The organism is Nocardiopsis mwathae (assembly GCF_014201195.1).
Lineage (GTDB): Bacteria > Actinomycetota > Actinomycetes > Streptosporangiales > Streptosporangiaceae > Nocardiopsis_C > Nocardiopsis_C mwathae.
Map to the genome: position 1 here is coordinate 1958370 of NZ_JACHDS010000001.1, position 21927 is coordinate 1980296.

18 protein-coding genes are annotated in these 21927 nt (G+C 72.5%); 10 read left to right on the forward strand and 8 right to left on the reverse strand.

What is annotated here, in order from left to right:
* Positions 1 to 230 precede the first annotated feature (230 nt).
* Both HNR23_RS08060 and HNR23_RS08065 read left to right on the forward strand, forming a co-directional pair.
* Positions 231 to 1424: a saccharopine dehydrogenase family protein gene (locus HNR23_RS08060; RefSeq protein WP_184074799.1), complete on the forward strand. Its 1194-nt coding sequence runs from the start codon at positions 231 to 233 to the stop codon at positions 1422 to 1424.
* A 228-nt stretch (positions 1425 to 1652) separates the two neighbouring features.
* Positions 1653 to 1958, forward strand: a complete 306-nt coding sequence (locus tag HNR23_RS08065) for a hypothetical protein (RefSeq protein WP_184074800.1) — start codon at positions 1653 to 1655, stop codon at positions 1956 to 1958.
* A gap of 1016 nt (positions 1959 to 2974) precedes the next feature.
* Here the strand turns inward: HNR23_RS08065 and HNR23_RS08070 are convergent.
* Positions 2975 to 4078: a pyridoxal-phosphate-dependent aminotransferase family protein gene (locus HNR23_RS08070; RefSeq protein ID WP_184074801.1), complete on the reverse strand. Its 1104-nt coding sequence runs from the start codon at positions 4076 to 4078 to the stop codon at positions 2975 to 2977.
* A 189-nt stretch (positions 4079 to 4267) separates the two neighbouring features.
* Between HNR23_RS08070 and HNR23_RS08075 the strand changes: the two genes are divergently transcribed.
* Entirely contained in the window at positions 4268 to 4897 is a 630-nt protein-coding gene (locus tag HNR23_RS08075; protein WP_184074802.1) for a GNAT family N-acetyltransferase, read from the forward strand.
* Between the two features lie 341 nt (positions 4898 to 5238).
* Complete coding sequence (locus tag HNR23_RS08080) at positions 5239 to 6753, forward strand: aminopeptidase P N-terminal domain-containing protein (protein ID WP_184074803.1); 1515 nt, start codon at positions 5239 to 5241, stop codon at positions 6751 to 6753.
* Between the two features lie 16 nt (positions 6754 to 6769).
* Here the strand turns inward: HNR23_RS08080 and HNR23_RS08085 are convergent, their stop codons facing one another.
* Positions 6770 to 7447 (reverse strand): 1-acyl-sn-glycerol-3-phosphate acyltransferase, encoded by a 678-nt coding sequence (locus tag HNR23_RS08085; RefSeq protein WP_184074804.1) that lies wholly within the window; start codon positions 7445 to 7447, stop codon positions 6770 to 6772.
* A 211-nt stretch (positions 7448 to 7658) separates the two neighbouring features.
* Between HNR23_RS08085 and HNR23_RS08090 the strand changes: the two genes are divergently transcribed.
* Positions 7659 to 8480, forward strand: coding sequence for a potassium channel family protein (locus HNR23_RS08090; protein ID WP_184074805.1), 822 nt, complete (start codon positions 7659 to 7661; stop codon positions 8478 to 8480).
* 23 nt (positions 8481 to 8503) lie between these two features.
* Here HNR23_RS08090 and HNR23_RS08095 read toward each other — a convergent pair whose 3' ends face one another.
* Positions 8504 to 9433 (reverse strand): threonine/serine dehydratase, encoded by a 930-nt coding sequence (locus HNR23_RS08095; protein WP_184074806.1) that lies wholly within the window; start codon positions 9431 to 9433, stop codon positions 8504 to 8506.
* A gap of 284 nt (positions 9434 to 9717) precedes the next feature.
* On the opposite strand from HNR23_RS08095, the gene HNR23_RS08100 reads away from it, so the two are divergent.
* Positions 9718 to 10611 (forward strand): LysR substrate-binding domain-containing protein, encoded by an 894-nt coding sequence (locus tag HNR23_RS08100; RefSeq protein ID WP_184074807.1) that lies wholly within the window; start codon positions 9718 to 9720, stop codon positions 10609 to 10611.
* 21 nt (positions 10612 to 10632) lie between these two features.
* Here the strand turns inward: HNR23_RS08100 and HNR23_RS08105 are convergent, their stop codons facing one another.
* Positions 10633 to 11478, reverse strand: coding sequence for an SAM-dependent methyltransferase (locus tag HNR23_RS08105; RefSeq protein ID WP_184074808.1), 846 nt, complete (start codon positions 11476 to 11478; stop codon positions 10633 to 10635).
* Between the two features lie 457 nt (positions 11479 to 11935).
* Here HNR23_RS08105 and HNR23_RS08110 point away from each other — a divergent pair, with 457 nt between their 5' ends.
* On the forward strand, positions 11936 to 12373 hold the full coding sequence (locus HNR23_RS08110; RefSeq protein ID WP_184074809.1) for an ATP-binding protein: 438 nt from the start codon (positions 11936 to 11938) through the stop codon (positions 12371 to 12373).
* A gap of 65 nt (positions 12374 to 12438) precedes the next feature.
* Here HNR23_RS08110 and HNR23_RS08115 read toward each other — a convergent pair whose 3' ends face one another.
* A complete protein-coding gene (locus HNR23_RS08115) occupies positions 12439 to 13347 on the reverse strand; it encodes a LysR family transcriptional regulator (RefSeq protein ID WP_184074810.1) in 909 nt (302 codons plus the stop codon).
* Between the two features lie 72 nt (positions 13348 to 13419).
* Here HNR23_RS08115 and HNR23_RS08120 point away from each other — a divergent pair, with 72 nt between their 5' ends.
* A complete protein-coding gene (locus tag HNR23_RS08120; RefSeq protein ID WP_343070473.1) occupies positions 13420 to 14514 on the forward strand; it encodes a YeiH family protein in 1095 nt (364 codons plus the stop codon).
* 12 nt (positions 14515 to 14526) lie between these two features.
* On the opposite strand, the gene HNR23_RS08125 is transcribed toward HNR23_RS08120, so the two are convergent.
* Positions 14527 to 15957, reverse strand: a complete 1431-nt coding sequence (locus tag HNR23_RS08125) for an amidase (RefSeq protein ID WP_184074811.1) — start codon at positions 15955 to 15957, stop codon at positions 14527 to 14529.
* A gap of 1017 nt (positions 15958 to 16974) precedes the next feature.
* Here HNR23_RS08125 and HNR23_RS08130 point away from each other — a divergent pair.
* Both HNR23_RS08130 and HNR23_RS08135 read left to right on the forward strand, forming a co-directional pair.
* Positions 16975 to 18804 carry a protein kinase domain-containing protein gene (locus HNR23_RS08130; protein WP_184074812.1) on the forward strand — a complete coding sequence of 610 codons (1830 nt, stop codon included), beginning with the start codon at positions 16975 to 16977 and terminating at the stop codon, positions 18802 to 18804.
* A 104-nt stretch (positions 18805 to 18908) separates the two neighbouring features.
* Entirely contained in the window at positions 18909 to 19805 is an 897-nt protein-coding gene (locus HNR23_RS08135) for a DUF817 domain-containing protein (RefSeq protein ID WP_184074813.1), read from the forward strand.
* Between the two features lie 28 nt (positions 19806 to 19833).
* On the opposite strand, the gene HNR23_RS08140 is transcribed toward HNR23_RS08135, so the two are convergent.
* Both HNR23_RS08140 and HNR23_RS08145 read right to left on the reverse strand, forming a co-directional pair.
* Positions 19834 to 20784: a MerR family transcriptional regulator gene (locus HNR23_RS08140; protein ID WP_343070474.1), complete on the reverse strand. Its 951-nt coding sequence runs from the start codon at positions 20782 to 20784 to the stop codon at positions 19834 to 19836.
* A gap of 52 nt (positions 20785 to 20836) precedes the next feature.
* Complete coding sequence (locus HNR23_RS08145) at positions 20837 to 21838, reverse strand: helix-turn-helix transcriptional regulator (protein WP_184074815.1); 1002 nt, start codon at positions 21836 to 21838, stop codon at positions 20837 to 20839.
* Between the last annotated feature and the right edge of the window lie 89 nt (positions 21839 to 21927).

The window sequence follows — 21927 nt, forward strand, 5'->3', positions numbered from 1 at the left end:
TCCCCTGTCGCGTGGAGGCTGCGGGGGTGAACATTGTTCCGCAGAGCCTGAGGAAATATCGGGTTTTCCGATGAAGATGTCGGTTGGCGGCAGCGCCGCTGGGGAGGCAGTACGAGTGGAACAAGCGGAGTCCGCGTGCTGGGAGGTGAGTGTGGCCTGACGGACTGATGTTCTGGCGGGATTCCAGACAGCGGGTACGCAGGATCGGCGGACCGCCGTAGACTCGTCGGATGACGCGCCCATACGACATCGTCCTTTACGGCGCCACGGGGTTCAGCGGTGGACTCACCGCCGACCGTCTCGCCGCCAACGCCCCGGCCGACACCCGCTGGGCACTGGCCGGGCGCGATCGGGCGCGGCTGGAGGCGGTGCGCGAACGCCTCGCCGGGATCAACCCGGCCTGCGCCGATCTCGACCTGCTGACCGCCGACTCCACCGACCCCGACTCGATGCGGGCCGTCGCCGAGTCCGCCCGCGTCGTGGCCGCCGCGGCCGGCCCCTTCGCCGAGGTCGGCGAGCCCATGGTCGCCGCGTGCGCTCAGGCCGGAACCGACTACCTCGACATCACCGGGGAGACGACCTTCGTCGACCGGATGTACGTCGCCCACCACGAGGAGGCGCTGCGCACCGGCGCCCGCCTCGTCCACGCGTGCGGGTTCGACTCCGTTCCGCACGACCTCGGCGCCTACTTCACCGTCCAGCAGCTGCCCGAGGACGTCCCGATCAGCATCGAAGGCTTCGTCCGGATGTCGTCGACGCCGTCCGGCGGCACCTGGCACAGCCTCATCGGGATCGTCGCCGACCAGGGTGCCGCCGCGCGCGCTGCCAAGGACCGCGCCGCCGTGGAGCGGCACCTGGCACGTCCTGAGGAAGGCATCGGAACGGGACGGCGCGCCCGGGTCGACCAGCGCCCCGTCCCCCGCACCCGGCTGACCAAGGGCTGGGCGCTGCCGATGCCGAGTCTGGACCCGCAGATCATCCGGCGCTCCGCCGCGGCGCTGGACCGGTACGGCCCGGACTTCCGCTACGGCCAGTACATGGCGACCCGCCGCCTGGTGAGCGCGGCGGGCACGGCAGCCGGTGTCGGCGGTCTCGTCGTCGGTTCCAAGATCCCCCGGGTCCGCGACTACCTCCTCGGCAAGCGCACGCAGGGCGACGGCCCGTCGGCGGAGGAGCGCGCCCGCGGGTACTTCCGCCTCCGGTTCCTCGGGGAGGGGGGAGGCCGCCGCGTCGTCACCGAGGTCGCGGGCGGCGACCCGTACGACGCCACCGCCGATATCTTCTCCCAGGCCGCACTGTGCCTGGCGCACGGCGACCTGCCGACGACCGCGGGCCAGGTCACCCCGGCCGTCGCCATGGGCGCCGCTCTCACCGCCCGGCTGCGGGGCGAAGGCATCTCCTTCCGCGTCCTCCGGGAGGAGTGACGCGCCTGGCAAGGTCCGGCGAGCCCGTCAAGCCCGTCAAGCCCGGCAAGCCGATGGGACGTCGGGTGGGCGACCGGTACGTCCGGGTGACCAGGTCTCCCGGGAATTCGGGGCATACCTGGATGCGGCTGGCCGGATAACGGGGATTGTGCCGATGTCTCGGTAGGCGAGGCGCGTGCGGTGCTGAAAAGTGGCCGATTGGCCATCACCGTCAGCGCTTGGAGCAGCGTGAAGCGTTACGTAGCCGTTCTCGCCATCGCCGGACTCGTTCTCGGTGGGGTGGCGTCGCCCGCGCATGTCGCCAGGGGAACGTTCTCCTACACGGTCGGTTTCCGCGAGCCCCACCTCGTCGACCCGCCGAATAACGTGTGCCACACGCTGGCCGAGGCCGTTCCCGCCCGTCGGCTGACCAACTCGACCGATGCGCGTGCACTCGTCTTCAACGAGCCCGACTGCCACACCTTCGTCTCCGACCTGGAGCCCGGCGAGACCGCTTCCCCGGTGATGACCGGCCGCAGCGTCACTTTCCTTTGACTGCTGCGCGGGTGGCGGGGGCAGGTGGGGTCCGCTGGGCGGCCTTGTCTGCGGTCACGTGCGGGATGTTCTGCAGGAAAAGCGGCAGCGACGGCGGCAGGGGTCTGGGCCCGCCTTTTCTCTGTGGGTGGGCGGGTGGCCGGGCCAGCGGCGAGTGCCAGCGCCTGCGGTCGGCCCCGGTCCCGTACGGAGAGGCAGCGACGAGGAGGAGCCGGGAGGGCGCCCCTCCCACCCCTCGGCCCGTGCCGCAACCGGCCTCATCCGCGGCCCTACTTCCGTTGATCTCGGGGATATCGGGGTAGAAACCGCCCGCGAGACCCCGATATCTCCGAGATCAACGAGGGCGGGGCGGGAAAGCGCTACCCCGAGCCCAAACCCCGGTGGCGCGCGGGTGAGGGCCCCGGATCGGGGGGCTGGTCGGACCAGAATGGATCCCCGCGATGACCATGGGAAAAAATCGGGCGAAACGGACACCACCGGATGCGAGCCCATGATCATCTTCAGGGAGGGGTCGGAGCTCCCGGATCATGGAAACGGCTGCACGCGAAGCGGAAAGCCGGACTTCCGGCCGGGCCGAAGCCGCCGGTCCGCCCGCCCCCAACCATCCCCCGCACCCGAAAGACCATCGGACAGCGCTTTCCCACCCCCTCCCCCGTTGATCTCGGCGAAGTGCACCGAAAAATCGCTGCCATTAGGTGCACTTTGCCGAGATCAACGGGGGAGGGCGCCGGTACGGCCGGTTGCGGCACGGACCGGGGGTGGGTAGGGGCGCCTATGCCCCACTCCTCCTCGTCGCTGCCTCTCCCAACGGGACCAGGACCGGACCGGCGCGAAGGCCCCCGCCGTTGGCCCGGCCGCCTGCCCACCCGCAGGGCGACCGGCGGCCCCAGTCCCTTCCTGCCCTCGTCGCTGCTGTGCGTCTCCGCAGGACACCGCGCACGGGACCACCGACACGGCCTCCAGCAGCGGGCCCGCTGCGCCCGCGCCGAAGGCCGACGGGCCGCCCTTTCGGCCTCCTAGCGCTCCAGTACCCGGCGCAGGGCGGACAGGACCAGCTCGGCGCGGTCGAGGCGGGCATTGTGGCCCATCAGGCCGATGCGCCAGATGGTCGAGGCGAGGTCGCCCACGCCCGCGCCGATCTCGATGTCGTACTCGGTGAGCAGCCGCTCGCGCACCTTGGCCGAGTCCACGTCCTCCGGGACGCGCACCGAGGTGAGCTGGGGGAGTCGGTGGCCCTCCGCCGCGAACGGTTCCAGGCCCATCTCCTGCAGGCCCTCCTGCAGGCGGGCGCCGACCGCGCGGTGGCGCTCGGTGACGGCGTCCAGGCCTTCCTCCTGGATACGCGCGAGCGCGGCGTCCAGGGACGCGATCATCGCGGTCGGTGCCGTGTGGTGGTACACGCGCCCGCCGCTGCCCGGGGCGCCGTGGACGTAGGCGCCGAGCAGGCCGAGGTCCAGGTACCAGACCGGCGGCACCTCCACCCGGCGCTCCCATGCGCGCTCGGAGAAGGTGAACGGCGCCAGCCCGGGGGCGACGCCCAGGCACTTCTGCGTGCCGGAGTAGGCGATGTCCACCCCCCACGCGTCGACGGCCACGGGGATCCCGGCGAGCGAGGTGACGCAGTCGGCCAGCAGCAGCGTCTCCGTCGAGCGCGACCGAAGGGCCGCGCCCAGGGCCGCGATGTCGCTCTCGACCCCCGTCGACGTCTCGGCATGCACGGCGGCGACGATCGCGGGGGAGGGGTGCGCGGCAAGGACGCGTTCGGTGTCCACCGGCTCGCCCCAGGTGTGGTCGACCCGGATCACCTCGGCGCCGTAGCGGGACGCGACCTCGCACATCCGCACGCCGAACACCCCGTTGACCGCGACCACGACGACGTCACCGGGGCGGACGGTGTTGGCGAACGCCGCCTCCATGCCGATCGACCCGGTCCCCGACAGCGGGAGCGTCACCGGGTTGGCGGTGCCCCACACCGTGCGCAGGCGGTCGCACGCGCGGTCCAGGAGCTTGATGAACTCCGGGTCGAGGTGCCCCAGCAGTGGTGCGGCCAGCCCGGCGGTGGCCTCGGGGTAGGGGTTGCTCGGTCCAGGTCCCAGCAGGATGCGCTCGCTCAAAGCCATGCCGTTCACTCTAGACGCGGGTGTCCCGCCGCTGCGGACCCGCCCCACCGTTCGCCGGTGTGCGTGCGGTTCCCGGCGGTGTGCAGGCATGTCCGGATCTGGGCGGTGGCGGGCGTATCGTGCTTTCGGGCCGCCTGTGGGGTGGGCCGATGGGACCAGAAGGACACGAGGCGAGCGGAGGGGCGGCGCATGGGTACATCGCGCGGCGGGCACAGCGGGCGGTGCGCGACCCGCGATCCGGGCCGGGTGGCGGCCGGGGCCGGCGACGGGGGCGGGGGCGTCGGCGTAACCGCAGATGGGATCACGGGGATCGCGGTGCGGTCCGTTCGCATCACCGACCCGCTGGCGGCGCCCATGATCGCCGAGCTCACCGCCGAGTACAGCCGCCGCTACGGCGAGGAGAACGGCCGCTATGAGATGAACTCCATCCCGGACTCCGACTTCGCCCCGCCGCACGGCGGCGTCCTGCTGCTGGAGGAGCACGGTGAGGTCATCGCGGGCGGGGCGTTCCGCCGCTGGGAGCACCCGTTGGACGGGGTGCCGGGTGCCCGTGTCGCGCCCGGCGCTCCGACGGCCGAGTTCAAGCGCGTGTGGACCGCTGGCGCCCACCGGCGCCGCGGGCTGGCCCGCCGGGTCATGGCCGAACTGGAGGCGGCGGCCCACCGCGCCGGTTACCGTACGGCGTTCCTCAGCACCGGGCCGGCCCAGCCGGAGGCGATCGCGCTCTACACCCGCCTCGGCTACACCCGTCTCGACCCCGCCGAGGTCCCGGGGATCGTGTACCCCGACTGCGTTCCCTTCACCAGGCTTCTGGGGTAGCGCACCGACGCGAGCGATGAGAGGAACGAATGAGAGGGAAGGGACGGGGGGACGAGCTGGAGGGAGGCTGGAGGGAGGTGGAGGGGAGATGGGAGGGAGGTGGAGGGGAGATGGGAGATGGGAGGGAAGCGGGGGAGTGGCGTCGGTCGCTAGCTGGTCGGCTGTCGCGTCGAGCTCGCCTCCGGGCCCGGTCCGGGTGCTCCGGGGTGGGCACCGGCGCGTGCGTTCGCGGCGGCGGTGGGCACAGGGGTATCCGGGTGGTCCGATCCTCATACGATGAGGAGGAAGCGCCGCCACGAGCGGCGCCCGCACCACACGCACTCGATGAGGAGGGCCCTACCGTGTCCGACCACCAGCATCCGCAGGCCGAGACGGAATCCGCCGGCACCGCCGAGGCCCCGGTGTTCAAGCCCCGCAAGAACGGCCAGGCGCAGGCGCCCTCCGAGGAGCTGGTCGCATGGATGCGCACGGGGTGGGCCGACACCGAGATGCGCGACCTGAAGCCCATCGAACAGGCCGCCCACACCGCGCGGCGGCGCGAGGCGCTCAGTGCCGCCTTCCCGGGCGAACGGCTGGTCATCCCGGCGGGCAACCTCACGACCCGCTCCAACGACACCGAGTACCCGTTCCGCGCCGCCTGCGACTACGTCTACCTCTCCGGTGACCAGACCGACGACGGCTGCCTCGTCTTCGAACCCCGCGCCGAGGGCGGGCACGACGTCACCGCCTTCCTCCGGCCGCGCTCCAGCCGGGAGAACGGCGAGTTCTGGCTCGACGGCCACGGCGAGCTGTGGGTCGGCCGCCGCGAGAGCCTGCAGGAGTCCGCCGCACTGCTGGGGATCGACACGGCCGACGTACGCACGCTGCCCGACGTCCTGCGCAAGGCGCCCTCCGCGCCCACCCGCATCGTGCGCGGCCACGACAGCGGACTGGAGTCGGTGCTGGCCGAGGTACGCGGCGCCGTCTCCCAGGAGGAGCAGGACACCGCGGCCCGGCGCGACGAAGAGCTCACCGTCACCCTGCACGACCACCGCCTGGTGAAGGACGAGTGGGAGATCCGCCAGCTGCAGCAGGCGGTCGACTCCACCGTGCGCGGCTTCCACGACGTCGTGCAAGCGCTCCCCAAGGCCAAGGCCACCTCCGAGCGCTACATCGAGGGCACGTTCTTCCTTCGCGCCCGCGTGGAGGGCAACGATGTGGGCTACGGCAGCATCGCCGCCTCCGGCCCCAACGCCACCACCCTGCACTGGGTGCGCAATGACGGCCCGGTGCGCGACGGTGAGCTGCTGCTGCTCGACGCCGGGGTGGAGACCACCACCCTCTACACCGCCGACGTCACCCGCACGATCCCGATCTCCGGCCGGTTCACCGACGTCCAGCGGCGCGTGTACGACCTCGTGTTCAGGGCACAGGAGGCCGCGCTCGCCGCGGTCGCCCCGGGCAACCGGTTCCTCGCCTACCACGAGGCCGCGCAGCGGACCCTCGCAGAAGGCCTGGTGGAGTGGGGCCTGCTCGACGGCCCGGTCGACAAGGTGCTGGAGCAGGGCCTGCAGCGCCGCTACACGCTGCACGGAACCGGGCACATGCTGGGCCTGGACGTGCACGACTGCGCGGCCTCCCGCACCGAGGTGCACCTGTACGGCGAGCTTCAGCCCGGCATGGTCCTCACCGTCGAGCCGGGCCTGTACTTCCAGCCCGACGACCTCACCGTGCCGGAGGAGCTGCGCGGCATCGGTGTCCGCATCGAGGACGACGTGCTCGTGACGCCGGAGGGCAACCGGGTCCTGTCGGCCGCCCTGCCGCGCCGCTCCGAGGAGGTCGAGGCCTGGCTGGCCGAGCACTCGCCCCGGGCCTGAGCCGCCTCGCACGGAGTCACGCGTCGTCCCGGCCGGGGTAGGCGTTGTACACGCCCGCCTCCTCCTGGCCGGAGAGGCGCTGAATCGCGGCCATGATCTCGTCGGTGATCGCGCGCCGTGCGGGGCCGGGCTTCCGTCCGCCGTAGTGGTCGGGTCCGAAGACCATCGGGGTGCCGAAGCGGATGGTGATCTCGGCGACCCGGGGGATCCGCGCGCCGATGGGCTGGATGCGCTCGGTGCCCGACAGCGCGAACGGGACCACCGGCGCGCCGGACTCCATGGCCAGGTGGGCCACGCCGGTGCGGCCGCGGTACAGTCGCCCGTCGCGGGACCGGGTCCCCTCGGGGTAGATCGCGAACGCCTCGCCGTCCTTCAGTGCCCTCAACCCCAGTTCGAGGGCGTCGAGTGCCTCGCGGCTGCTGCCGCGTCGCACCGGAACGGCACCGAGGGCGGTGAAGGTGAACCGGGAGAGCCGCCCCTTCACGCCGGGGCCCTCGAAGTAGGCCGCCTTGGCGAGGAATCGCACGCGGCGCGGAACGGCGAGCGGGATGACCACGCTGTCGCTGAAGGAGAGGTGGTTCCCGGCCAGGATCACCGGGCCGGAGGGCGGGATGTTCTCCACGCCCTCGATGGTCGGCCGGTAGACCACCTTGCCCAAGGCCGACGCGGTCGCTCGTAGCGTGTCGTAGAGCACGGGTCTCCGATCGTCGGACGTCTGACCGCGGGTCCGCCGCAGCGTTCCCGCCACGACAATCTAGTGCCCGTCGGCTCCGCTCGGGGCGGCGCCCGTCTGCTCCGGACCCGCCCGGGCCGGGCCGGAGCGGGGGAGACGAACGCGATCAGCGGGAACGTGACCCGAGCGCGACTCCGGGCTGGTGCAATGGTGCAGCGTGAACGACGCGCACATGAGTAACGGAGACGACGCCCTGGCTCGGTGGCAGCGGAACACCGAGATACCGCTGGCCGTCGCCGCCCTGGTCTTCCTCGCCGCCTACGCCTGGCCCATCCTGGATCCCGGGCTGCCCCAGGCCTGGGTGGATATCTGCGACGCGACCACCTGGGTGATCTGGGGGCTGATGGTGGCGGACTTCGCGGTGCGGCTCGGCATCGCGCCGCGGCGCCTCGCCTTCCTCCGCGCCAACCTCTTCGACCTCGCGATCATCGTGGCGCCGTTCCTGCGGCCGCTGAAGCTGCTGCGGCTCATCACGGTCGTCAGCGTGCTGAACCGGAGGCTGACGGTCACCCTGCGGCGCCACGTCGCCCTGTACGCCGTCAGCGTCTCCAGCCTCGTCGTGTTCGTCGGCGCGCTGGCGATCCTGGAGACCGAGCGGGGGGTGCCCGGAGCCAACATCACCACGTTCGACGAAGCGCTGTGGTGGACGCTGGTCACGATCACCACGGTCGGCTACGGCGACCACTTCCCGGTCACCACACACGGTCGGATGATCGCCGTCGGGCTGTTCATCGGCGGTATCTCACTGCTGGGTGTGGTGACCGGAACGGTGGCCTCGTGGTTCACCGAGAAGGTCGAGGACTCCCAGAGGGCGGCGCTGGCCACCCAGGAGCAGGTGGCCCTGCTGACGGCGGAGGTCCGGGCGCTGCGCACCGAGCTCGCGGAGCGGGGGGAGGGGCAGGACCGTGAGCAGAGCCGGGGGCGGCTCGGAGCGGGGGAGCGGTCGGCGGCACCGGTCGGCGAGGGGCGCGCGGGCGCCCCGGGAGGCGGGTGAGGGGCGGGAGCGTTCGGGGTCGGTCAGTCGGCGGGCCGCCAGTCGGCGTTCGCGCCGCAGATCACCAGGCAGGGGTCGTCGCCGGGGACCCGTCCGGCCAGCCAGGCGGCGAACGGGACCGCGGCCGCGGGCTCGGCGGCGATGCGGAACTCCTCCCACAGCCGGTCGCGCGCGGCCAGGATCTCCGCGTCGCTCACCAGTACCGGTGTGACGGGGTTCCGGCGCAGCACCGCGAACGGCACGTCGCCCACCCGGGCCGCGCCCAGCGCGGAGGCCGCCACCGAGTCGACGGGGGCGTCCACGGGTTCCCCGGCGGCCAGTGCGGCGTGCAGGCTCTGGCAGCCCTCGGGCTCCACGGCGACCACCCGTCGGCCGCCGCAGCCCAGCCGGACACCCGCCACCAGGCCGCCGCCGCCCACGGCCACGGCCACGGTGTCGCAGTCGGGGGCGTCCATCGCGATCTCGTGGCCGATCGTGCCCTGTCCGGCCACGACGAAGGGGTCGTCGTAGGCGTGCAGGTAGCGCACCCCGGTGGTCTCGGCGTACTTCCGTGCGGCCGCAGCGGCCACGGCGTAGTGCTCGCCGACGCGCACGACCTCTGCGCCGGACGCTTCCAGGCGTCGGGCCTTGGCGTCGGGGACGGTCTCGGGCACGTACACCACGGCCTCGATGCCCAGCAGCCGTGCGGCGGTGGCCACGCCCAGACCGTGGTTGCCGCCGGAGGCGGTGATGACCCGGCCGGCCTTCGGGCCGGCCAGCAGCGCGTTGAGTGCGCCGCGCAGCTTGAACGCGCCGGTGAGCTGGAGGTGTTCCAACTTCAGCGTGAGCGTGCGGCCGTCCACCTGCGCGTGCAGTACCGGTGTGCGCCGCGCGTGGATGGAGATGCGATCGGCCGCCGCGCGGACGTCTTCGGCCGTCGGGACGTGCGCGGGAACCGCGGTGCTGGGTGTCATGTTCCGACTCTGCCCGCCACGGTCATTAAGTTAAAGTTGCCTTTGCTAAAGATGATTAAGCAAAACTTTGTATCAATTTACGTCTGTGCTGGTGGGTTGTGCGCCCGGATGCGCCTGGCATCGCGTCCGGTCGCTCCGGACTCGACACCCTAGCGGGTGACGGGGCGCGTTCGTGTGGACACGCGCCGTCCGCGCGGGTCGCGCGTCGACCGGGGGGAACAGGTAGGGACACAAGGGGTGGGCGCCGGGGAGCCGGCGGCGACGGGGGCAGGTGAGACACGGCCATGCTCGACGCGAACCGGGTCCGGGTACTGGTGGAGATCGCGCACGCGGGCTCGATCGCGGCGGCGGCCGAACGGATGTCGTTCACCGCGCCCGCGCTCTCCCAACAGCTGGCCAAGCTGGAGCGGGAGCTCGGCTGTGCGCTGGTCGAACGCGGCCGCGCCGGGATCCGGCTCACCGAGCCGGGGGAGGTCCTGCTCGCCTACGGGGAGCGGATCCTGGGCGAACTGCGCGATGCGGAGACAGCGGTGCGCTCCACCGCGGGCGAGGCACCCCTGCGGCTGTCCCTGGGAACGTTCGCCAGCGCCGGCAAGGTGCTCGTGCCCAACGCCCTGGCGGCGTTCGGCGAGGCCCACCCGCACATCCGCCTCGCGCTGTCCGACGTCGAGCCGCCCGGCGGTTACGGTCTGGTGACCGCGGGCGAATTGGACCTGCTCATCACCCACCGGTACTCGGGGGTGGGCCTGCCCCCGGCGGCCGGGCTGCATCGCGAGCAGATCCTCGTCGACCCCCTGCTGCTGGTCGTCCCCGATGGCCACCCGGCCTCCGCCGCGCCGCCCCGGCTCGCCGATCTCGCCACGGAGGAGTGGATCTGCGGTGCGCCCGGCATCTCCAACCGAACCTGCCTGGACCTGGCGGCCGAAGCCGAGGGCGTGCCCCTGTCGGTCGCCTACGAGACCGGCGACTACGAGGTCACACTCGCGCTGATCCGCGCCGGCGTGGGGCTCGGCCTGATCCCGCGCAGCATCCTGGGCGCGGCCCTGCCCGGGGGATGGGTCGCCCTGCCGCTCGCCGGGGTCGAGCTCGTCCGGGAGATCTACGTCGTCCACCGCCGTCGCCCGCCCGCCCCCGTCCCCGAGATGGTCGCCACCCTGCGCCGCACCGCCGTCGCCTGAGGGCAGGGGGCGCCGCGGGCGTCATACGGGTTTGCGGGCCATGGCCGCCATCATCGCGCGCTGGTGCGGCTGCAGGTCCTCGACCGCCGCGAGGGGCGCGCCGGGGTTCTCCGGGTACCAGCGGGCGATGTACTCCAGGCCCGGCGGCAGCAGCTCCAGCCCGTCGAACAGGCCGCGGATCTGCTCCAGCGGCCGCTTCCACCCCGTGCCCAGCGTTTCCAAGCAGGCCCGCGACAGCGCCTCCTGGGCGGGGTCGCCGGTGTCGGGCCACTGGGTGGTGAACACGTGGCTGCCCGGGCACATCGCGTCCATCAGCTCCCCCATGAGCCGACCGGGCCGATCGGCATCGCTGATGTGCATGATGATGCCGACCAGGATCAGCCCGATCGGCCGGTCGAAGTCGAGGAAGGAGGTGATGCCGGGGTGGCGCAGGATGGTCTGCGGCTCGCGGAGGTCCGCGGTGATGACCGTACTGCTGCTCCCGGTCGCGAGGTAGGCGCGGCCGTGCGCGAGAACGATCGGATCGTTGTCGACATAGGCGACGCGCGCGGCCGGGTTGATCGACAGCGCGGCCTCGTGGGTGTTGGGCGAGATCGGCAGGCCGCATCCGATGTCGAGGAACTGGTCGATACCGACCACGCGGGTCATGTATTCGACCCCGCGGATCAGCGCGTCGCGGTTCTCCCAGGCGATCTCCCGCGCCTGGGGGATATTGGCCAGGAAGACGTCCGCCGCCTGCCGGTCGACCTCGAAGTTGTCCTTGCCGCCGAGGATCGCGTTGTACACCCGGGCGGTGGACGGACGGGACAGCCCCAGGTCGGGAAGGTAATTCTGACCCTGGGTGGACGTCCCGTCGGTGGGGGTCATCGGAAGTGCCTCCGCCTCTTCTACCTACGGTGGTGAACCGCAATCCTACGCCTGTGGCGCCCTTTGTATCCCGATAGTCTCCTGATTCCTCCGGAACAACGGAGCTATCCGCGCGCCCGCGTACCGACCGCGGACCCCGTCGGCGTATGCGGAACCGGGCCGATCCCCTCCACGTCCGCCGACAGGGAGAAAATCCGCGTAATTATAGGAATCGGTTTAAAAGCGTCGCCGTCGTGGCAGGCCATGGTTTGGAGCGGGATCATGGAGCAGCGGTGCCTCCGGCCGCGCCCTCCCGGAAATCCGGAGTCCGGAAGTGCGCACGGAGTTGTTCGAGTGGAAATGGGAGCCCACCGGGGAGGCACCATTCGCCCGGGGCGCCACCGACACTGCAGAGGAGCGCAGACGTGCAGGACCCTTGCCCGCGCCGCAGGTCCGTGACGGGGGAGGTGGCCTGAGCGTGGTCGCACCCATCCCCCGACCCACCGCCCAACCGCCCCCCTCCTCCCACACCCGCACCTTCCCCGGCCGACCCCACGAGGTCGCCCGGGCCCGGCACTGGGTCGAAGGCGTGCTGGCGGCCGCAGCCGAGGGCCTGCGCCCACCTCTGGACACCGTGGGCACGGCCGTCCTGCTGGTGTCGGAGGCCGCGACCAACGCGGTCCGCCACACCGTCACCGGCCTCGGCGGCCGGTTCACCGTCGTACTGCACCTGCTGCCGGGCCTGCTGAGCGTCCGCGTCGAGGACGACGGCACCTGCGGCGACGTCCCCCTGCCGGTCGACTCCGGCCCGTTCACCGAGTCCGCGCGCGGCATCGGCGTGGTCTCGCGCGTCGCCGAGGACTGGGGAGTGCTACCCGACGACGCCGGGGTCTACTTCCGCCTCACCTGGCGCTAGCTGTACTGCCCTGAGAGGTTAGGTACGCCGGTGGCGGGCCGACCGCCGGTGCTTCCGCAGCGCTGTCAACCGGTCCGTCCGGCCGCGATGCGGACCAGGTGCTCTCCCGGTTCGGTCAGCCGGGTCCGCGACCGCCACACCGCGCGCAGCGGGCGGCGCAGGTCGATTCCGTCGATGTCGACCTCCCGCAGGCGGCCGTCGGCGATCTCGGCGGCCACCGCCAGCTGGCTCAGTACGGCCGGTGCGGCGCCGCTCAGCACCGCCACCTTCACGGCCGCGTTGGAGGAGAGCTCCAGGGCCGGGGTGGTCGGCCCGATGCCCAGCGCCTCGGTCAGCGCGTGCTCCAGCGTCGTGCGCGTGCCCGACCCCCGCTCCCGCATCACCAAGGGAGTGGAGGCAAGCTCGAAGGCGGATACCGAGGCGCGGCGGCGCGCCCAGGAGTGGCCCGGCGCGACCACCGCGACCAGCCGGTCGACGCGGACGCGCGTGGCCGCGATGTCGCGCGGTAGGTCGTAGGACTCGATGAATCCCATGTCCGCGGTGCCGTTGTGCACCTGCTCGGCCACATCCTCGGAGTTGAGGACCTGGAGGCCCACCTCGATCTCGGGTTCGAGTTCGCGCAGCCGCGCCAGCCACCCGGGCACGAGGTACTCGGCGACGGTCATGCTCGCCGCGAGCTGCAGGGTGGCCTTGCGGTGGCGGCGCAGTGCGGCGACGCCGCTGTCGAGGTCGCGGGCGGCCTCGATCACGGCCTGGGCCCAGTCGGCGACGGTGCGGCCCTGCGCGGTCGGCCGGGAGCCCGTGGTGTCGCGCACGAGCAGCGGTATCCCGAGTTCGCGTTCGAGGGTGTCGAGGCGGCGGCTGGCGGACGCCTGGGTCAACCCGACCTCGGTGGCGGCGCGGCCGATGCTGCCGTACTCCACGACCAGCAGGAACAGCTCCAGGCTCGCCAGGTCGGGCCAGTGCACGCTCATACGGTCACTGTATGACCTTGTGCGTAATAGGGAGCTACCGGACGTTTCAGCGGAGAGTCAGGGTTGGTACCCGTGAGTCAACGATCCGTAGCGTCGCCGGTCCCACCCTCGTCTCCCGGCCCCACGTCCTCTGCCTCTTCCTCCGCTTCCGATCCAGCGTCCCCGACCGGCTCCCGGGCGGCACGTGCGCTGCTGCCCGGGCTCGGGCTGACCGCGGCCGGGGTCGCGGCGGCGCTGGTCGTCAACCGGATGGTGCCCGAGGTCAGCGCGCTCATCGTGGCCCTGGTGCTCGGGGCGGTGCTCACCAACGTGGGGCTGGTCCCCGCCTTGCTGCGCCCCGGACTGCAGGCAGCGGTAAAAACGCCGATGCGCGCCGGAATCGTCCTGCTGGGCCTGAGCCTGGCCCTCGGGGACGTGCTGGCGCTGGGGGTACCCGTACTTCTCGTGGTCGTGGGCGGTGTGGCGGTGACGTTCCTCGGCACTCTGGGCCTGGGCCGACTGATGGGGGTCGCGCGCGAGCGGCGCCTGCTCATGGCCACGGGGGTGTCGATCTGCGGGGCCTCGGCCGTCGCCGCGATGAACGACTCCGCCGAGGGCGACGAGGACGACGTGATGACGGCGGTCGCGATCGTCACCCTGTTCGGCACCCTCGCCGTCGTCGCCCTGCCGCCGCTGCGCGGGGCGCTCGGGCTCGACCCGGCGACGTTCGGGATCTGGAGCGGGGCGAGCGTCCACGAGGTCGGGCAGGTCGTTGCGGTGGCGGGCGCGGTCGGCGGCGCGGCGCTCGCGCCGGCCGTGATCGTGAAGCTGACCCGGGTGGTGCTGCTGGCGCCGCTCATCGTCGCCGTCAACCTGTGGCGGCGCTACGCCGAGCCGTCCGCGTCCGCGGCGGCCGCGACGGGCAAGCGGCCGCCCATCGTCCCCCTGTTCGTGATCGGCTTCCTCGCCGCCGTGGCCGTCGGCAGCACCGGGGCCGTCCCGGCACCGGTCATGGGGCCGGTGGGAGTCCTGCAGACGGTGCTGCTGTCGGCGGGCCTGTTCGCCATGGGCACGGGGGTCCGCCTGACCGCGCTCGCGCGATCGAGCGGCCGCAGCATCGCCCTGGGGGCGCTGTCGACCCTGCTGATCCTGGGGGTGACCTACGTCGGCTTGGTGCTCGTCGTCTGATCGGGTGATCGATCAGGTGATCTCCAGGCCGGGGCGGCGGTCGGCGTACCGCGTGGCCCGCTCGAACGCGTAGGCGTAGCGGAGCAGCGCCACGTCCGCGCGGTGCCGGGCGACGAGCTGGACGCCGACCGGCAGGCCGCCCGGTGTGAACCCGGCCGGGACCGACATCGCCGGACACAGCGTGGTCGTCACCCAGTAGGACGAGGCCATCCATTCGAGGTAGTCGCCCATCGGCCGCCCCGCGACCCGCGCCGGGTACTCCAGGCCCGCGTCGAACGGCAGCACCTGGCTCACCGGGAGGAGGAGCAGGTCGTAGCCGTCGAAGAACTCGCGGAAGCGGTGATACACGTCGGCCAGCCGCGTCTTCGCCGCACCCACCTCCTCCCCGGACAGTCGGCGACCGCCCCTGATCTCCTCGACCAGCGGCTCCTTGACCTGACCGGGGAACTCGTCGACGAGCGACCCGTAGGCCACGGCGAACTGCCAGGCGCGCAGGGTGCGGAAGACCCGGTCGACGGAGCCGAAGTCGAGCCGAACCTCCTCCACCGCACACCCGAGCCCCGCGAACACCTCCGCGGCCGCGGTGACGGCAGCGGACGGCGCGTTCTCGATCGGAAGCGCCCCACCGAAGTCGGCCGAGAAGGCGACACGCAGCCCGCGCACATCGGTGTCCAGCGGGTCGGCGAAGACCGTGCCCGGGTCGGTCAGCGCCATCGGCGCCCTGGCATCCGGCCCCGCGATCACCGACATCAGCAGCGCGGTATCGGAAACCGTCCGCGCCATCGCCCCCGCCACGGCCAGGGGCTCCCAGGGCAGAAACGACGGCCACTGCGGCACCCGGCCGGGGGAGGGGCGAATCCCCACGACATTATTGAAAGAAGCGGGATTCCGCAGCGACCCACCCATATCCGACCCATCGGAAAGCGGATGCATCCCCGCCGCGAGCGCCGCAGCCCCGCCCCCGGTGCTCCCACCGGCCGACAGCAGAGTGTCGTAGGGGTTCCGCGTGACACCGAAGACGGGGTTGTAGGTGTGCGACCCGGTCCCGAACTCCGGAGCGTTGGTCTTCCCCATCACGATCGCCCCGGCGGCCCGCATCCGCTCGACGATCAGCGCATCCCGCTCCGGCACATACTCCGCGAACACCGGCGACCCGTACGTCGTCCGCATCCCGGCGGTGTCGTGGGTGTCCTTCACCGCCACCGGAATCCCATGCAGCGGCCCGACCTCCCCACCTCCGGCCAACCGCTCATCGGCCGCGGCCGCTTCCCGCATGGCCCGTTCACCGTCGAGCGTCACCACGACGTTGATCTGCGGATTCACCTCGCCGATCCGCTCCAGATGCGCCCGAACCACTTCCCGCGCCGACACCCTCCGCTCCCGCAACATCCGCACGAGCTCAGTGGCGTCGGTGTAGTGGAGATCAGCTCCGAGTCTCGTCACCGTTGCTCCTGGAGGATGCCCCGGCCTTCAGGCCGGGGGAATCCGGTCATCTGCGAAGCAGGGGAGGAAGTGCCGGACCGCCCGGGGGCGTCCGGCACCACACCGCGGCAGTTCCTCAACTGTCGTACCTGCCCGCTATGTCGGCGGTCATGTCCACGACAGCGCAGCCGAAGGATGCCGGGAGCGCCCGGTACACCTAGCCGCCATGACCGTGCTGGGCGCCGCCGCCCCTGCGAACGCCGACACCGCGGTCCACTTCTGGTGACCATGGGATTCGATCCGGCAAAACGGACACCACCGGATGCAATCCCATGCTCATCGCGGGAGAAGGCCCCACGGCCGCCGATCCCCGCACCCCCAACCTCCCACCGGGCCCGAAAGGCCTCCGGCAAGCGCTCTCCCACTCCGTTCTGCGATGATCGGCTCGGTACTGTCGGCAACCGCACGAAGGCAGGCGCGCCCCGCCCCCTCGCCGTCGCTGCCGGGGCGGCCGGGCGGGGTGTCGACCGTCATGGCGAACCCGTCTCCTTGCTCGGGCGCGCGGTGGCCCAGGGGCCCGGGGCCGCGGCCACCGGTGGGGGACACGGGCGACGCCGGCGGCAGCACGGGCGGGCCGGTACGTGCCCGCCGCCGCTGGCGTGGGCACTCCGCCCTCCGCGCGGTCGGGTGCCTGCGCGGGGGCGGGGCGGCCCACACCCCGTAGTCAACAACTCCTGACGGGCCGAGACCAGAGGGGAACGCGCCCGAAATTCCCGCACTGCCGAGCGTGCGGCGGTGACCTGGGATGATGTCGAACGGCTCGGTGTCGGCGATGTGCGGCGCGCGTTCCGAGTCCCGGAGCCACCCGCCCTGCCCCTTCGGCGCCGGGGTGGCCCTGTGCGCGGTGGAATCGGGGGCTGGCGGAATCCTTGACAAAACACCGGGCATACCCGCTTTTGCGGTCGATGCACTCCGGGTTTTGACTACGATCGCAGGGGGCCTCAACGATGACACGGCGGCGATTTCGGAGGTGCGGACGTGGGTCCGTTGGAGAACGGTGACCCGGAGAGGATCGGCCGGTACCGGCTGATCGGTCGGCTGGGCGCCGGAGGCATGGGTCAGGTCTTCTTCGGGCGGTCCGCGGGCGGTCGGCCGGTCGCGATCAAGCGCATCCACCCGCACATGGCCACCGACCCCTCCTTCCGCGAGCGCTTCGCCCGTGAGGTGACGGCGGCCCGCCAGGTCAGCGGCGCGTTCACCGCGCCGGTCATCGACGCCGACCCCGACGGCGAGGTGCCCTGGCTGGTCACCTCCTATGTGCCCTCGCTGCCGCTGGACGAGGCGGTCCGCGCCCACGGTGCCCTGCCCGAGCACACCCTGCGCGTCCTGGCCACCGGTCTCGCCGAGGCGCTCAGCGAGATCCACCGCGTCGGCCTCATCCACCGCGATCTCAAGCCCGGCAACGTGCTGCTGGCCGAGGACGGGCCGCGCGTCATCGACTTCGGTATCGCCCGCGCCACCAGCGGCACGGCCGCCACCCAGTCGATCATCGGGACCCCCGGGTTCATGTCGCCCGAGCAGATCCAGGGTGAGCATATGGGACCCAGCAGCGACATGTTCGCCTACGGGGCGGTGATCGTCTACGCGGCCGCCGGAACCGGACCGTTCGGTGAGGGCGCGATGCCCACCATGGTCATGCGCATCCTGCAGAACGAGCCCGACATCTCCGCCGTACCCCCGTCCCTGCGCAACCTCGTCGCCGCCTGCCTGAGCAAGGACCCTCAGCGCCGCCCCGGCCCCGGCCCCCTGCTGGACGCGCTGGGCGACGTCCCCATCGGCGAGTCCTGGCTCCCGCCCGAGGTCATGCGCGGTGTCCGCGACCAGGTGGGCAAGGTCAACGCTGCGCTGAGCGGCGCCCCCACCCACACCGGCGCCACCGACACGGGAGGCAGGACCTCCGTCCTCGGCGCCGGAGCGGCCGGGGCCGCGGCGGGTGCCGCCGCCGGCGCGGCGGCCGGGCACATGCTGGGTGACGACCAGGCCACCCGCGCGGTCGGCGGACCCGGTGCGGGGCCGGGCGGCGCCGACGCGACCTCGGTCATGGGCGCCGGCGTCGGCCAGACCGCGCAGTACCCGCAGACCGCCGCCTACGGCCAGGGAACCGCCCACCCCCAGCAGCAGATCCCGCCGACCGCGGCCTACGGGCAGCAGCAGGCCGGCGCGCCGCCCACCGCCGCCTACGGTGCGGGCCAGGGGGCCGGCCACGCCCCGCCGACCGCCGCGATGCCCCCGGCCGGGCAGGACGGCGCCTACGACGACCTGTACCGGGACACCGGTTCGCGCCGCTCGCACCGCCAGGAGGAGCAGCGGCGGTGGCAGGAGGAGGAGCAGCGCCGCCACCGCCAGGAGGCGGACGAGCGCCGCCGCATGCAGGAGGAGCAGCGCCGCAGGCAGGAGGCCGAGCGGGCGCACCGGGAGCGCGTCCGCGCCGAGCAGGCCGCCGCGCGCCGCGCCCAGTCCCAGGCCCGCCGCGCCGACCAGCCGAGCCTGTGGAGCTTCGTCAAACTCCTTCCCCTGCTGATCATCCCGATCATCCAGATCCCGCTGGGCTGGGGTGCCTCCTATGCCTGGGAGTGGTTCACCACCTCCCAGATGTGGAGCGGGGTGCCCTACTACTACCCGGGCATCCTCACCGAGGCCGGGTTCTTCCAGGCGCTGTTCCTCGGCTACTTCCTGCTCAACAACATGCTGGGGCTGGAGTACCTGGTCCGGTCCCTGCGCACGTCCTTCGTCACCGGCATGCTGCTGGCCGGCCTGGTGATCGTGGCGACCAACGGCGCGCTGTACTCCTACGGCTTCTTCGGCTGACCGGGCCGCCCCGTTGCCCCCGCCGACCGGATCCGGTCAGCGGGCGGCGCGATCGTGATGGGCGACGCATGATCCGTCCGGCGCTGCGCGGCGTCCTACCCCCCATGGACGATCACGTCGGGCAGGGACAGGGACGGGGGCCGCGCGTGGGGGCGTGGAGGTGGAGACTCGCCCAGTTGGTGCGCTTCGGCCTGATCGAGGCCTGGGCGTGCGCGTTCGCGGTGGGGATCTTCATCGGTCTGGCCGCCTCGTCGGTGGTCCCCCTGCCGATCCCGCGCTATGACGCGCTGCTCGTCTACGGGGTCGTGCTCACCGCCGTCTTCTGGGGGCTGCGCCTGGAGACCGGGCGCGAGGTGCCGGCCATCCTGGGCTTCCATGCCGTCGGCCTGGTGTTCGAGCTGTTCAAGGTCCACATGGGGTCGTGGACCTACCCTGAGGAGGCCTGGACGAAGATCGGCGGGGTCCCGCTGTACAGCGGATTCATGTACGCGGCCGTCGGCAGCTACGTCGTGCGTGCCTGGAAGCTGTTCGACCTCACCTTGAGCGGCTACCGGCCGCTGGCCACGGGCGTCGTCGCCGCGCTGATCTACGTCAACTTCCTGACCCACCACTGGCTGCCCGACGCCCGCCTGCTGCTCGCCGTGGCGATGGTCGCCGTGACGTGGGGCGGCTGGGTGTACTTCACCGTGGGCCCGGCCCGCTACCGCATGCCCTTGGCACTGTCCTTCGTGCTGATCGGCTTCTTCCTGTGGGTGGCGGAGAACATCTCGACCCTCCTCGGTGCCTGGCGGTACCCCGACCAGGTCAACGCCTGGGCGATGGTCCACCCCTCGAAGTTCGGCGCCTGGGCGCTGCTGGTGACCGTGTCCTTCGTGCTCGTGGCGGCCTGGAAACACCCGGCACGGGGGCCCGGCGGGCCGGAGACCCGACCCGCCGGGCCCACCGGCCGTCCGGGTGGCGGCGCCGACGGCCCGCGGTCGGAGACGACGGCGCTGACCTGACAGTCCCGCTCTCGGTGGAATGCGCCGGTCAGCGGGGGCCGGTGGCCCGCAGCGCGGCGATCAGCCACTCCCAGGCGGGAACGCGCGGTTCGAAGGGCGGCATGCCGTTGATGACGCCCAGCAGCCGCCAGTAGCGCTCCACCCGCGCGTCGGAGAAGACGGACATCTCCTCGGCGATCTCCGCGCGGCGTGCCGGGGTGTCGGTGCCGCCGTAGGCGGCGAGGATGCTCGGCATCAGCTCCTCCACGACGGCCTGGCCCTCGGCGGCGTCCGGGGACGTCCCGGCGGCGAGGGCCGCGCGTCCGGCGGCCGTCACCTGGTCCGCGAGGTCCTGCCGGGCGGGGGAGGGGTGGTCGGGAGCGCCTTCGGCGCGGGCCCGGGCGCCCTCCTCGGCCATCTGCCGGGACCGCTGCCGGAAGCCCGGGTCCTGGACCAGCTCGGCCAGTTCCACCCAGGCGTCGACCTGCTCCGGGGTGGGGTCGTCCGGCAGGGCCGGGGACACGGCGCGGAACTTCGCCTCGACCGCTTCTCCGCCCTCCAGGCCGCCGAAGACGGCCTCGTGGTAGCCGTCGATGATGCGCTGCCGCTCCTCTGCGGACAGTCGCGCGAGTCGGTTCATCAGGGTGATCTCCCGTTCTTCGGGGGTGCGATGGGCCACGGTCCGCAGCACGGCCCGCCGCACGCGCAACACCCGGATCTGCGCGTCCAGCGCGTCGGCGTGTGCGGCGGCCACCGCCCCGATATCGACCTCGCGGTCCAGGACCGCCCGGATCGTCGCCAGGTCGATACCCAGGTCGCGGAGCGTGCGCACCAGGTCGAGGCGGGCGACGGCCCCGGCGTCGTAGAGCCGGTAGCCGGCGGCGCTGCGGCCCGTCGGCGGAACGATGCCCTGATCGGAGTAGAACCGGATGGTCTTCACCGGCAGTCCACTGCGTTCGGCCAGTGCACCGATGGTGTGCAAGCCGTGCTGCGTTTCCATGGGCACCATGGTGGAGTCTCCCCTCACTGGAGGGTCAACGCGCTTTTCCGCGTCAGGCGCCACCGCCGTCCTCCCCGCGGTAGAGGGCGAGCGTGGCGCGGGCGAGCTCGGCGATCCGTGCGCGCAGCTCGGGCGGGTCGAGCACCTCGATCTCGGGTCCGTAGCGGATGAACTCCGAGGCGGCGATGTCGACCGACTCGACGCGCAGCTCCACCTCGTAGTCGCCGTCCGCTCCCGGCTCGGCGCCCCGGGTGCCCGCCGCGGTGATGGCCGAGGACAGGGACCGCACCATGTCGAGCCCGTAGGGGGTGAGTCGGACGCGGACGCGCAGGGGGTGGCGGCTCTCCTCGAAGTCGCGTGACCACAGCGCCCACTGCTCGGCGAGGTCGAAGCCGCCAGGGCGGTCGAACGCCGCGCCGGTGTCGGTGAGGTCCTCGATGCGGGCGACCCGGTAGGTGCGCACCTGCGCCGCGCCGGGACGGTCGCTGTGCGCACGGGCGAGGAAATACCACGTACCGGCCTTGAGGACCAGCCCGAGCGGGTCCAGGGTGCGGCGCACCCCCCGCCCGTCGTAGCGGCGGTAGACGACCTCCACCGTGTGCTCCGCCCACACCGCCCCGGCCAGCGCCGACAGGTGCGGCACCGGGTCGGGGTCGCGCCACCAGGCGGGTGCGTCCAGGTGGAAGCGGGCGCGGACGCGTTCGGCGCGTTCGCGCATCTCCGTGGGCAGCGCCGCCAGCAGTTTCAGGTTGGCGACGGCCATCTCGGCCCCCAGACCCAGCTCGGCGGCGGCCTCGGGCACCCCGGCCAGGAACAGCGACTCGGCCTGGCCCCCGGTGAGGCCGGTGAGCCGGGTCCGGTAGCCCTCCATCAGGCTGTACCCGCCCCCGGTGCCGCGGTCGGCGTAGATCGGGACGCCCGCGGCGCTGAGCGACTCCACGTCGCGGTAGACGGTGCGCTCGGAGACCTCCAGCTCCTCGGCGAGGCGGGCGGCCGTCATCCGGCCCCGGTTCTGCAGCAGCAGGAGCAGGGAGAGCAGTCGACTGGCGCGCATGGACCCCAGTATCGCCTCGGTTCCTGACAGCCCGTGTCAGGTGTCGCCGGTGTCCTCCGGGGAGAGCCGGGGGACACCGGCGCCCCTCC